This window comes from Streptomyces sp. NPDC127106, assembly GCF_042677605.1.
Taxonomy (GTDB): Bacteria; Actinomycetota; Actinomycetes; order Streptomycetales; family Streptomycetaceae; genus Streptomyces.
Genome location: NZ_JBHXTC010000039.1, coordinates 1 through 12,792, shown reverse-complemented (window position 1 = coordinate 12,792; position 12,792 = coordinate 1). Strand labels below are relative to the sequence as shown.

The 12,792-nt window shown below is 73.9% G+C and carries 10 protein-coding genes; 8 read left to right on the top strand and 2 right to left on the bottom strand.

The features are described 5' to 3' along the window. The 4 genes from ACFVGY_RS26870 to ACFVGY_RS26855 form a co-directional block, all read left to right on the top strand. The coding region (locus tag ACFVGY_RS26870) for a substrate-binding domain-containing protein (protein WP_385681590.1) at positions 1-529 on the top strand (529 nt) is incomplete at its 5' end. 133 nt (positions 530-662) lie between these two features. Further along, positions 663-1,820, top strand: a complete 1,158-nt coding sequence (locus ACFVGY_RS26865; RefSeq protein WP_385681588.1) for a S1C family serine protease — start codon at positions 663-665, stop codon at positions 1,818-1,820. A gap of 83 nt (positions 1,821-1,903) precedes the next feature. After that, positions 1,904-2,653 (top strand): response regulator transcription factor, encoded by a 750-nt coding sequence (locus ACFVGY_RS26860; RefSeq protein WP_385681586.1) that lies wholly within the window; start codon positions 1,904-1,906, stop codon positions 2,651-2,653. Further along, the gene (locus ACFVGY_RS26855) at positions 2,650-4,203 is read left to right on the top strand and encodes an ATP-binding protein (RefSeq protein ID WP_385681584.1); all 1,554 of its coding nucleotides are present in this window, start codon (positions 2,650-2,652) and stop codon (positions 4,201-4,203) included. Before ACFVGY_RS26860 ends, ACFVGY_RS26855 begins: the two co-directional genes overlap by 4 nt. Before the next feature lie 205 nt (positions 4,204-4,408). Here the strand turns inward: ACFVGY_RS26855 and ACFVGY_RS26850 are convergent, their stop codons facing one another. Continuing rightward, a complete protein-coding gene (locus ACFVGY_RS26850) occupies positions 4,409-4,996 on the bottom strand; it encodes a TetR/AcrR family transcriptional regulator (protein WP_385681583.1) in 588 nt (195 codons plus the stop codon). Positions 4,997-5,133: 137 nt separating this feature from the next. Here ACFVGY_RS26850 and ACFVGY_RS26845 point away from each other — a divergent pair, with 137 nt between their 5' ends. Then, on the top strand, positions 5,134-5,907 hold the full coding sequence (locus ACFVGY_RS26845) for an alpha/beta fold hydrolase (RefSeq protein ID WP_385681581.1): 774 nt from the start codon (positions 5,134-5,136) through the stop codon (positions 5,905-5,907). 139 nt (positions 5,908-6,046) lie between these two features. Here the strand turns inward: ACFVGY_RS26845 and ACFVGY_RS26840 are convergent, their stop codons facing one another. Then, positions 6,047-7,861 (bottom strand): bifunctional metallophosphatase/5'-nucleotidase, encoded by a 1,815-nt coding sequence (locus ACFVGY_RS26840; protein ID WP_385681579.1) that lies wholly within the window; start codon positions 7,859-7,861, stop codon positions 6,047-6,049. Positions 7,862-8,007: 146 nt separating this feature from the next. Between ACFVGY_RS26840 and mshD the strand changes: the two genes are divergently transcribed. From mshD to ACFVGY_RS26825, 3 genes are all read left to right on the top strand, one after another. Then, positions 8,008-8,940, top strand: coding sequence for a mycothiol synthase (gene mshD, locus ACFVGY_RS26835; RefSeq protein ID WP_385681577.1), 933 nt, complete (start codon positions 8,008-8,010; stop codon positions 8,938-8,940). Positions 8,941-9,162: 222 nt separating this feature from the next. Further along, positions 9,163-11,439: an RNA degradosome polyphosphate kinase gene (locus ACFVGY_RS26830; RefSeq protein WP_385681575.1), complete on the top strand. Its 2,277-nt coding sequence runs from the start codon at positions 9,163-9,165 to the stop codon at positions 11,437-11,439. Beyond that, positions 11,420-12,385, top strand: a complete 966-nt coding sequence (locus ACFVGY_RS26825) for a CHAD domain-containing protein (protein ID WP_385681573.1) — start codon at positions 11,420-11,422, stop codon at positions 12,383-12,385. Before ACFVGY_RS26830 ends, ACFVGY_RS26825 begins: the two co-directional genes overlap by 20 nt. The last annotated feature ends 407 nt before the right edge of the window (positions 12,386-12,792 follow it).

Here is a 12,792-nt window from a genome sequence, read left to right as displayed (position 1 = left end):
GGCCCCCCCGCCCCCCCCCCCCCACCACCACACCCCGGCCACCCACACGGCCCCCCCCACCGGCGCCAACCACAACCCCCCGCGGGGCGGCCCCCCCGCCCCCCACCACGTCGAGGGCTGGCGCCGGGCCATGCTGGAGTCGGGCCGGTCCGTCGAGGGGCGCCTGATCGAGGCCCCGTACAACCGGTACGACGCCTACCGGGTCGCGCTGGAGGTCCTGTCGGGCCCCGACCGCCCGCCGGCCATCTTCTGCGCCACCGACGACCAGGCCATCGGCGTGCTGCGGGCCGCCCGGGAGCTGCGGATCGACGTGCCCGGGGAGCTGGCGGTCGCCGGCTTCGACGACGTGAAGGAAGCGGCGCTGACGGACCCGCCGCTGACCACCGTCGCCTCGGACCGCCCGGCGATGGCGCGGGCCGCCGTGGACCTCGTCCTCGACGACGGACTGCGGGTGACCGGCTCACGCCGGGAGCGGCTCAAGCAGTTCCCGTCGGCGCTAGTGATCCGGCGCTCCTGCGGCTGCCTCTGACCCGCTCCTCCTCCCGCCCCTCCTCATGAACCCGGTTCACCGGGCCGGGTTCATATCGGTCGGTACGAGGTTCTGTCGCGCTTCTCAGCGGGCACTCAGAAAGCTCTCATGATCCGCGGACAGAGTCTTGGACATGACCGAGAGCTTCCGCCGCGAGGGCGGGTACCCGCAGGAGAACCGCACGTACCGGGGCGCGCCTCTCGGCGGCTCCTACCCGCCGCTGCCCGCCTACCCGCCGGGCGCCGACAGCCCGGCGCCCGGGTGGTTCGAGGCGCACCAGCCGCCGGTGCTCCGCGGCGAGAGCGTCCCCCCGGCCGGCCCGGCGGCCCCCGCGGGCGGTCCGGCACACGCCGCCCGGGCCAAGCGCCCGGTGGCGCTGCTCGCCGCCGTCGCGATCACCGCGGCGGTCATCGGCGGCGGCACCGCCACGCTCGTCCAACAGCTGCTCGGCGACGGGCCGGGCGTCGCGGGCGGCTTCACCGGCACGGTCGTCTCGCAGTCCAACAGCGGCACGGTGGCGGGGGTCGCCGAGCAGGTCAGCCCCTCCGTCGTGCGCATCGACACCCGCACCGGATTGGGCCAGGGCACCGGCTCGGGCTTCGTCCTCACCGCCGACGGCGAGATCGCCACGAACAACCACGTCATCAGCGGCGCCACTGAGATCCAGGTGACGCTGAGCGACGGCAGGAGGTTCCCCGCGAGGACCGTCGGTACCGATCCGGACAAGGACCTCGCGCTGATCAAGCTCCAGGGCGCGTCCGGCCTCAAGCCCGCCCGGCTCGGCAACTCCGACGGCGTCCGGGTCGGTGACCAGGTCGTCGCGATCGGCTCCCCGGACCGCCTCACCGGCACGGTCACCAGCGGCATCGTCTCGGCACTGAACCGCGAGGTCAACGTGCCCAAGTCGGAGCAGCAGGCGCCGCAGCGGCAGCGCGGCGGCGACGGCGGCTGGCCGTTCTCGTTCGACGGCCGCCAGTTCAACGGGAACACCGGCTCGAACACCACCTCGTACAAGGCCATCCAGACGGACGCCTCCCTCAACCCCGGCAACTCCGGCGGCGCCCTCGTCAACCTCAACGGCGAGATCGTCGGCATGCCGTCCGCGATCTACTCGCCCGCCGCCGACAGCTCCGCCGCCGGCAGCGTCGGCCTCGGCTTCGCCATCCCGGTCAACACGATCAAGGCCGACCTGGACCTCCTCCGCAAGGGCGGCAGCGGCGGAAGCGGCACCGCCGGCGACAGCGGCCGTTCCCCGTCGTCCACCGCCGACGGCTTCGGCGCGGCCTCCTGACCGGCGGGCCGTGCGACGCTGGAAGGCACCGCCGGCACCCACCGCCGGCCGCCGACCGCCGTACACCACCCCTGGGGGACCGCATGAAGCCCGTCGAGGACGACCAGCAGCGCATCCTCGTCGTCGACGACGAGCCCGCCGTGCGGGAGGCCCTGCGCCGCAGCCTCGCCTTCGAGGGGTACGCGACGCAGACCGCCGTCGACGGGCTCGACGCCCTCGACCGGGCGGACTCGTACGCCCCCGACCTGATCGTCCTCGACATCCAGATGCCCCGCATGGACGGCCTGACCGCGGCCCGCCGGCTGCGGGCCGCCGGGAACACCACCCCGATCCTGATGCTCACCGCCCGCGACACCGTCGGCGACCGCGTCACCGGCCTCGACGCGGGCGCCGACGACTACCTCGTCAAGCCGTTCGAGCTGGACGAGCTCTTCGCCCGCGTCCGGGCCCTGCTGCGGCGCAGCGCGTACGCCGCGCCCGTGCCCGGCCCGGCCCGGGCGCCCGAGAACCACCTCGCCTTCGGGGACCTGCGGATGGACCTCGCGACCCGCGAGGTGACCCGGGCCGCGCGCCCGGTGGAGCTGACCCGGACCGAGTTCACGCTGCTGGAGATGTTCCTGGCCCACCCGCGGCAGGTCCTGACCCGCGAGCAGATCCTCAAGACCGTGTGGGGCTTCGACTTCGAGCCCAGCTCCAACTCCCTGGACGTGTACGTGATGTACCTGCGCCGCAAGACCGAAGCCGCCGGCGAGCCCCGCCTGGTCCACACCGTGCGCGGCGTCGGGTACGTCCTGCGCACCGCCGGGGCCGGGGATTCCGGGGGGCTGGAGTGAGCCCGGCCGCCCGGTTCCGGGGGCTGCCGCTGCGCTCCCGGCTCGCCCTGCTGGTGGCGGTCGCGGTGGCGGTGGCCGTCGCGGCCGTGGCCGCGGTGTCGTGGGTCATGGTGCGGACGCAGCTGCGCGAGCAACTGGACCGGACGCTGGTGGCCACGAACCCGGACGCGGAGGTCGTACGGGCCCTGAGCGACGGGGTCTGCGTCACCGCGCCCGCCCGGCCGGCCCGCGAGGTCGCCGGGAACCTGAACGCGACCGTGCAGATCGTCCTGGCGAACGGCGCCCACTGCTGGGTGGGCGGCCGCACCGACCTGCCGGTGGTGCCGGCCGACCGGGACGTCGCGACGGGGCGGCGGTCGAACGTGCTGCACGACGTCCAGACCGCCGCCGGGACCCGGATGCGCGTCTTCACCTTCCAGGCTCAGGCCCAGCCGGGCGCCCCGGTCTTCGGCATCTCGGTGGCCAAGCCGCTGGCCGACATCGACAAACCGCTGTCCACGCTGACCTGGGTCCTGCTGCTGGTCTGCGGGGTCGGTGTGGTCGGTGCGGGCGCGGCCGGCCTGTGGGTGGCCCGGACGGGTCTGCGGCCGGTGGACGAGCTGACCGGGGCGGTCGAGCACATCGCCCGTACCGAGGACCTGACGGTGCGGATCCCCGACGAGGGCGACGACGAGATCGCCCGCCTGTCGCGGTCGTTCAACTCCATGACGGCGGCCCTGGCCTCCTCCCGGGAGCGGCAGGCCCGGCTCATCGCCGACGCCGGCCACGAGCTGCGCACCCCGCTGACCTCGCTGCGGACCAACATCGAGCTGCTGGCCCGCAGCGAGGAGACCGGCCGGGCCATCCCGGCCGAGGACCGGCGGGAGCTGCTGGCCTCGGTCACGGCGCAGATGACGGAGCTGGCCTCGCTGATCGGCGACCTCCAGGAGTTGTCCCGGCCGGACGCGGGCCCGCCCGCCCGGTTGGAGGTCGTGGCACTGCACGAGATCGCGGGCACCGCGCTGTCGCGGGCCCGGCTGCGCGGCCCGGAGCTGGTCTTCGAGGCCGACCTGGACCCCTGGTACGTGCGGGGCGAGGCGCCGGCGCTGGAGCGGGCCGTGGTCAACGTGCTCGACAACGCGGTGAAGTTCAGCCCGCCGGGCGGGGTCGTCTCCGTCGCGCTGCGGGCGGGCGAGCTGACCGTACGGGACCGCGGTCCCGGGGTCCCGGCCGAGGACCTGCCGCACGTGTTCGAGCGGTTCTGGCGGTCCTCGTCGGCCCGGGCGCTGCCCGGCAGCGGGCTCGGCCTGTCGATCGTGGCCCGCAGCGTGCAGCGCGCGGGCGGTACGGCCGAGCTGCGGGCCCCCCGCGACGGCGGCCCGGGCACGGAGGCGGTGCTGCGGATCCCTGGCGCGCCGACGCCGCCCCCCGCGGCGGCCGCCGAGGCTGCCGGGGCGGGCAGGACCAGCGGGGCTGCCGGGGCCGGGGCTGCCGGGGCCGGAGCTGCCGGGGCCGGAGCTGCCGGGGCCGGAGCTGCCGCGGTGGGGTCGTCAGTCGCGCCGGATGAGTGAGGCCACCGGGCCGCGGCGGGGTTGTCGGGGAGTCCGTCGGGAGCACCACCGTGCCGCGTGCCTGACCGGGGGTGGGCGTCGGGGTGGCGGCGCTCCGGAACAGCGGCCGCCAGCCGCGCTGGTCGGGGTGAGCGTCGAAGACGGCGCGGACGGCGGCGGCGTCCCGCGTCGAGTTGCTCCTGTCCGTCCGCGGGACCGCGGCTGACTACCCGTCGATGGACGCCGGTCGGTCGAGCAGCTCCACCATGGCGCGCAGCCCCGAGACGAGCCCCTGCCCGGTCGGCGCCGCCTCCGGGTCGGTGAGGGCCTGCACCATCACCCCGCTGAGCAGGGCGAGGTGCAGCGAGCCCAGGCCGCGTACGTCCTCCTCGGAAACCTCCTCCACCGGCACCCCGCGCAGCACCGCGGCCACCATCCGCCGGTTCTTGCGCTGGCTCTCGGCGAGTACGGCGAGCAGCTCGGGCGAGGACTGCGCGTGGACGAAGGCCTCCACCGACGCGAGCCACAGCCAACGCGTCTCGGAGAAGTCCCGGATCTTGCGGTCCCAGGTGTCGGCGTACCGCTCCTCGGCGGTGTCGCCCTGCCCGGTGAGCCGGCCCGCGCCGGCGGCCCATTCGTCCATGGCGCCGAAGAGCGCCTGGTTGAGCAACGCCTCGCGGGAGCCGAAGTGGTAGCCGATCGCGGCCATGCTCACCTTCGACGCCGCGGCGATGTCGCGCACGGTGGTGCGCAGATAGCCCTTCTCCTCCAGGCAGCGGCGTGCTCCGGCCAGCAGGTCCTCGCGATTTCCCATGCCGGGATGGTAGCCGCGGTCATGTTTTGCGCATCCGCCCAAGACGCACGTATTGCGCGCTTGCCCAAACACTGGCAGGCTGAAGGCAGCGAAGGGGGCGGCACCGCGCCGCCCCCGGCTCGGACGGGGGACCACACATGCGCCACGAACTGGGGATCGACGACCGCAGGCTGTGCTGGCTGGACTTCGGGGGCCCCGGCCGCCCGCTGCTCGCCCTGCACGGCGGCATGTCCGAAGCCGCCGCCTGGACCGGCCTCGCCGAGGTGCTCGGCGACCAGTGGCGGGTCATCGCCCCCGACCAGCGGGGCCACGGCGAATCCGACCGGGCCGCCGAGCACGGCCGGGAGGGCTACGTGTCCGACGCGGTCGCCCTCCTCGACCACCTCGGCCTCGACTCCGTCGCCGTCGTCGGCTTCTCGCTGGGCGCCATGAACGCCTACCACCTCGCCGCCCGGCAGCCCCACCGGGTCAGCGCCCTCGTCAACACCGAGGGCCCCGTCGAGATCGCGCCGGGCGGCACCGACCGGTTCGCGTTCCTGACCGGCCTGCCGTACACCGCCGACACCCGTGAGGAACTCCTCGCCGCCCTCGGCGCGATGGCCCCCGCCTACGAGCCCGCGCTGCGCCCGCTGCCCGGCGGCGGCTGGCGGCTGCCGTTCCACCCGCAGGACGTCCTCGACACCATCGCCGCGGCCGCCCCCGACAACTGGGACGCCTGGCTGGCCACTACCTGCCCCGCCCTCCTCGTCCACGGCCGGCGCAGCCAGGCCCTGCCGCAGGCGCAGGCCGACGCCATGGTCGCCCGCCGCCCGAACACCGCCTACACCGGCCTGGACACCGAGCACTTCCTGCCGTTCCAGGACCCGCAGGGCTTCCACCAGGCCGTCCGGACGTTCCTCGCGGGCCTGTGATCCCGCGCGGCCCGTGCCCCGTGACCACGGGGGTGCCACCGGGCACGGGCCGCCGCACCGGCACGGAAAAGCCCGAGGGGCGACGGGCCGGTCGGGCCCGCCGCCCCTCGGGCGTGCGGTACGGCAGGAGCCGCGTCGCCTACTTCACGACGGTGATGCGGTCCGCGGCCGGCGGGGCGATCGGGCTCGCCGCCGAGGACTTCGCCAGCAGGGCGTTGAAGGCGTCCAGGTCGGCCACGCCGACCAGCTTGTTCTTGTGCTCCTTCAGGACGGTGAAGCCGTCACCGCCGCCCGCGAGGAACTCGTTCATCGCGACCCGGTAGGTCTTGGCGGGGTCGATCGCCGCGCCGTTCAGCTTCACCGAGTCCACGACGATGCGGTCCGCGCCCGACTTCGTCATGTCCAGGGTGTAGGTGAAGCCCTTCGAGACCTGCAGGATCTTCGGGTTCACACCGTTGACCGGGCCGCTGACCTGCTGCTGCAGGGCGGTGATCAGCTGCGCGCCGGTCAGGTCCACGATGTTCATCAGGTTGTTGAACGGCTGGACCGTGTACGACTCGCCGTACGTGACGACGCCGTCGCCCTCCCCACCCGAGGCCTTGTAGGCCAGGTCGGAGCGGATGCCGCCCGGGTTCATCAGGGCCAGCTGCGCACCGCCCTTGTCCGCCGGGGCCGTGGCCTCCAGCTGCGCGTCCGCGATCAGGTCGCCGAGCGGCTTCTCCGGCGCGTCCAGGCCGCGGCCCGGGATGTCCGCCGAGATGTAGCCCATCGGGCGGTTCGCGACCGGGGCGGCCAGCGCCTTCCAGCGGTCGATCAGCTCGGTCATGTCCGGGGCCTTGGGCACGTCACGGGTGACGACCTTGTTGACCGGCTTCGGCGCGGACACCGGCGTACGGACGATGTCCTTGGTCTGCCGGTCGTACGTCAGCGTCGTCTCGGTGAACAGGCGGCCCAGGGAGGCGGCCGAGGTGACCGCGCGCGGGTTGCCCGCCGGGTCCGGGATGTTGCAGGCGTACGCCTGGTGCGTGTGGCCGGTGACCAGCGCGTCGACCTTCGCGTCCACGTTCTTCGCGATGTCCACGATCGCGCCGGAGATGCCGGCGCCGGCACCCGGCACGTTGCAGTCGTAGTTGTACGCGCCGCTCGCCGGCAGGCCGCCCTCGTGGATCAGGGCGACGATCGACTTCACGCCCTGCTTGTTCAGCTCGGCGGCGTACTTGTTGATCGTCTCGACCTCGTCGCCGAACTTCAGGCCCTTGACGCCCTCGGCCGTCACGACGTCCGGGGTGCCCTCCAGGGTGACGCCGATGAAGCCGATCTTGACGTCCCCCTTCTTCCAGATCCAGGTGGGCGACATCATCGGGCGCTTGGTCTTCTCGTCCACGACGTTCGCGGCGAGGTACGGGAACTCGGAGCCGGTGAACTCCTTGCCCATCTCGAAGCAGCCCTCGACCGGGTGGCAGCCGCCGTACGCCATGCGGCGCAGCTCCTGCTTGCCCTCGTCGAACTCGTGGTTGCCGACGCTGGAGACGTCCAGCTTCAGCTTGTTCAGCGCCTCGACGGTCGGCTCGTCGTGGAACAGACCGGACAGCATCGGGCTGCCGCCGATCATGTCGCCGGCCGCGGCGGTGATGGAGTACTCGTGGCCCTTGCGGGCCTCGCGCAGGCTGGTGGCAAGGTACTCGACGCCACCGGCCGGTATGGCCTTCGTGGTGCCGTCGGCCTGACGTTCGGTCACGGTGCCGGAGGAGCCCTGCGGGGGCTCCAGCGTGCCGTGGAAGTCGTTGAACGACAGCAGCTGCACGTCGACGGTGCGGCTCTTGCCCGCACCGCCGCCACTCGCGGCACCGGCCGGCAGTGCGGCGGCGACCAACGCACCGGAAGCGGCCGTGGCGGCCGCCGCGAGGAGGGTCAACCGGCGGGTTCGGCGGTGCCGTTGTGGCGTCGCTGACATTTTGTCCCCTTATGAACAGCGGTAAAGCATGGAGGTCTGGCGCAGCCTACGGTCAACGCGCGTAGCGCCAACAGGGGGGTGCGGTATCGAGCTGGTTAACACCCCGACACCAGCGCCCCCGCCCCCGACCGCCGTACGCTCGGAACATGACTGACGACGCAGCAGCGGCCCTGGAGCCGGGACGCCAGATCCAGACCCTCGACGAACTGACGGAGGAACAGGCCGACGCCGTCCTCGCCCTGATCGAGGACGCGGCCCGCACCGACGGCACCACCGCCGTCTCCGAGCAGGGCCGGCTCCAGCTGCGCGGCGGCCGCCGCGAGGGCATCCGGCACTTCCTGCTCACCGAGAAGGGGCGGCTCGCCGGCTACGGCCAACTGGAGGACACCGACCCGGTGGAAGCACCCGCCGCCGAACTCGTCGTGCACCCCGCACTGCGCGGCCGCGGCCACGGCCGGGCCCTCGGATCGGCCCTCCTCGCCGCCTCCGGCAAGCGGATCCGGGTCTGGGCGCACGGCGGCAAGTCCGCCGCCCGCCACCTCGCCCAGGTCCTCGGCCTCACCCTCTTCCGCGAGCTGCGCCAGCTGCGCCGCCCGCTCGGCCCCGACTCGCCCCCGCTGCCCGAGCCTGCCCAGCTCCCCGGGGTGACCGTCCGCACCTTCGTGCCCGGACAGGACGACGCGGCCTGGCTCGCCGCCAACGCTGCCGCCTTCGCCCACCACCCCGAGCAGGGCGCGCTGACCCAGCGCGACCTCGACGACCGGATGGCGCAGCCCTGGTTCGACCCGAAGGGCTTCTTCCTCGCCGAACGGGAGGGGGAACTCATCGGCTTCCACTGGACGAAGATCCACGCCGCCGAGCAGCTCGGCGAGGTCTACGTGCTCGGCGTCCTGCCCGCCGCCCAGGGCGGCGGGCTCGGCAAGGCCCTCACCGCGGTCGGCCTCCAGCACCTCGCCGCTGCCGGCCTGCCCACCGCGATGCTCTACGTCGACGCCGACAACCCGGCGGCCCTCGCCGTCTACGAGGGCCTCGGATTCAGCACCCACGAGGTCGACCTCATGTACCGAACGGAAAGCTGAGCGTCACCACCCGTACGGGCCTCCCGGGCACTGGAGGGCTCGTACGGGTGCATTCCGGAGCGAAGCTGACGTACTCGTGCGCGATCCGGAGCCTGGAAGCCATACGCCATTCACCGGACCTTAAGACGCGCTTGCGACTCTCCGGGCATGCATCCCCGACTCCGACTGACCGCGGCCCCGACCGACGCGCCCGTCCTGCCGCGTGCGCGGAACAATGGAGTCATGAGCCACCAGCCCAGCGCAGGACCCACCGAGGTCCCCGCCCAGCACCCGTCGTCCACCTCCGCCGCGGCCCCTGCCGGCTCACCCGCCGCGCACGCCAAGCTCGGCTCGATCGCCGCGCACCGGCCGCACGCCAGCGGCCTCGAAGCCGACCTCGCCCCCGAGATCGACACCGACATGGACGCCTACGACGACAAGGACGGCGAGGAGCTCCCGCCGGGACGCTTCCTCGACCGCGAGCGCAGCTGGCTGGCCTTCAACGAGCGGGTCCTGGAGCTGGCCGAGGACCCCACCACCCCGCTCCTGGAGCGCGCCAACTTCCTGGCGATCTTCGCGAGCAACCTCGACGAGTTCTTCATGGTCCGCGTCGCCGGCCTCAAGCGCCGCATCGCCACCGGAGTCGCCACCCGTTCGGCCTCCGGGCTGCAGCCCCGCGAGGTCCTCGACCTCATCTGGACGCGCTCGCGCGAGCTCATGGCCCGCCACGCCGCCTGCTACCAGCACGACATCGCCCCCGCGCTCGCCGAAGAGGGCGTCCACCTCATCCGCTGGCCCGACCTCACCGAGAAGGAGCAGGCGCGCCTCTTCACCCTGTTCCGCAACCAGATCTTCCCGGTGCTCACCCCGCTGGCCGTGGACCCCGCGCACCCGTTCCCGTACATCTCCGGCCTCTCCCTGAACCTGGCCGTCGTCGTGCGCAACCCGGTCAGCGGGCACCGCCACTTCGCCCGCGTGAAGGTGCCGCCGCTGCTGTCGCGCTTCCTGGAGGCCTCCCCGCAGCGCTACGTCCCGCTGGAGGACGTCATCGCCGCGCACCTGGAGGAGCTCTTCCCCGGCATGGAGGTCCTCGCGCACCACATGTTCCGGGTCACCCGCAACGAGGACCTGGAGGTCGAGGAGGACGACGCCGAGAACCTCCTGCAGGCCCTGGAGAAGGAGCTCATGCGGCGCCGCTTCGGCCCGCCGGTCCGCCTGGAGGTGGAGGAGTCCATCGACCCCGGCGTCCTCGACCTGCTGGTCCAGGAGCTGAAGATCTCCGCCGCCGAGGTCTACCCGCTGCCCGGGCCGCTGGACCTGACCGGCCTGTTCGGCATCGCCTCCCTCGACCGGCCCGAGCTGAAGTACCCCAAGTTCGTCGCCGGCACGCACCGCGACCTCGCCGAGGTCGAGTCCGCCTCCGCGCCCGACATCTTCGCCGCGCTGCGCGAGCGGGACGTGCTGCTGCACCACCCGTACGACTCCTTCTCCACCTCCGTACAGGCCTTCCTGGAGCAGGCCGCCGCCGACCCGCACGTCCTCGCGATCAAGCAGACCCTGTACCGCACCTCCGGCGACTCCCCCATCGTCGACGCCCTCATCGACGCCGCCGAGTCCGGCAAGCAGGTCCTCGTCCTCGTCGAGATCAAGGCCCGCTTCGACGAGCAGGCCAACATCAAGTGGGCCCGCAAGCTGGAAGAGGCCGGCTGCCACGTCGTGTACGGCCTGGTGGGCCTCAAGACCCACTGCAAGCTCTCCCTCGTCGTCCGCCAGGAGGGCGACACGCTGCGCCGCTACTCCCACGTCGGCACCGGCAACTACCACCCCAAGACCGCCCGCCTGTACGAGGACCTCGGCCTGCTCACCGCCGACCCGCAGGTCGGCGCGGACCTCTCCGACCTCTTCAACCGGCTGTCCGGCTACTCCCGCCGCGAGACCTACCGCCGCCTCCTCGTCGCACCCCGCTCGCTGCGCGACGGCCTCATCGCCCGCATCGACAAGGAGACCGCCCACCACCGGGCCGGACGCCCCGCGTACGTGCGCCTCAAGATGAACTCCGTCGTCGACGAGGCCCTCATCGACTCCCTCTACCGGGCCTCCCGGGCGGGGGTCCCCGTCGACATCTGGGTCCGCGGCATCTGCGCCGCGCGCCCCGGGGTCCCCGGACTGTCGGAGAACGTCCGGGTCCGCTCCGTCCTCGGCCGCTTCCTGGAGCACTCCCGGGTCTTCGCCTTCGGCAACGGCGGCGAACCCGAAGTGTGGATCGGCAGCGCCGACATGATGCACCGCAACCTCGACCGCCGCATCGAGGCCCTGGTGCGGGTCACCGACCCGGCCCATCGCGCGGCGCTGGACCGGCTGCTGGAAACCGGCATGTCCGACTCCACCTCCTCCTGGCACCTGGGCCCGGACGGCGAATGGACCCGGCACAGCACCGACCACGAAGGCCAGCCGCTGCGGCACGTTCAGGAGATGCTCATAGACGCCCGGAGGCGCCGGCGTGGCTCTGCCAAATCATGACCTGACAGCGACCGTGAGCGGCGGGGGCTCCGCGGGGGACGTGCTCGGCGCGTACCTGCGGGCCCAGGCCACCGCTTTCCTGCGCGGCCTCAGGCTGCACGAGGAATGCGGGTCCGACGCCGCGGACGGCGCCGACGCGGCGCGAAGCCTGCGGGGGGCTGCGCGCCGGATCAGCGGATCCCTGACGACCTTCCGCGCGGTCACCGACTCGTCCTGGGCCGACGGGCTCGGCGGCGAGCTGGCCTGGCTGGCCTCGACCCTGACCGACGAGCACGCGTACGCCGCCCGGCTGACCCGGCTGCTGGACGCGCTGCACCGGCTGTCGGGCTCGCCGGAGGTCCCCGCGCCACGCGGCACCCCGGGCGCGCTGACCGTGGGCTCGGCGCGGGCCGCCGCGCTGCTGGAGCGGCAGCTCACCCTGGCCCGGACCCGGGCCCACTCCGCGACGCTGCACGCCCTGGGCTCGTCCCGGTTCCACGCGGTGGCCGACGCGGTGGCCGTCCTGGCGTCCGAGGTCCCGCTGGACGTGATCGCCGCCCGGGGGCGGGTCGAGGACGTGCTGGTGCCGCTGGCCGAGGTGACCCGGACCCGGCTCACCACGGCCGTCGCCGCGCTCCCGCCCGCCGCAGAGGTCCACCCGTACCTGTCCGACCACGACGGCGTCTGGCACGAGGTGGGCCGCCTCCTGCGGATCCACCGCTACGCCCAGGAGGTCCTCGGCGAGGACGCGGCCCGGCTGGCCGCCGCCGGCGAGGCCCTGGACCGGCACCTCGACGCCGCCGAGGCGGCCGCCGCGTCGGCCGCCGCCGCCCGCACCCCGCGCATCGCCCCGGCGACCGCGTACGCCCTCGGGGTGCTCCACGCCGCCCAGCGCCACGAGGTCGGGGCGGCCCGCCTCACCTTCCACACCCTCTGGCACCCGGTCGCCGCGGCCGCGGCCCCCTGATCCCCGGACGGCCGGGCCACCCGGGCCCGGCCGTCACCGCCGTCACCGCCGTCACCCCCGACGGCGGCGCTCGGGTGCGGTGCCGTTCGTTTTCGGCCAAGCTGGTCTCGGCGCCCGGCCCGGACCGCGGTCACCCGCAGTGACCGGTACCGGACGTCGCCGCGGGGCCGGCAAGGCCGCCCGCACGTCACCGCCTCGACGTTGACGCCCGCGCCCGCGGCACGGACCGGGGTGCGGGCCGCCGGCGCCGCTGCCGTCGACCCGGACGGAATTCGAGAGCGGAGCGCAGCGACCGGTTCGGTAACCGGGGCGCCCAAGGGGGCCCGGTGGGGCCCGGGGGCGGGGGGGATTATATGGGAGCGGTGTGGGTGGGGGGCCCGGGGTTTCCGCGCCGGGCGGGGGTGTGT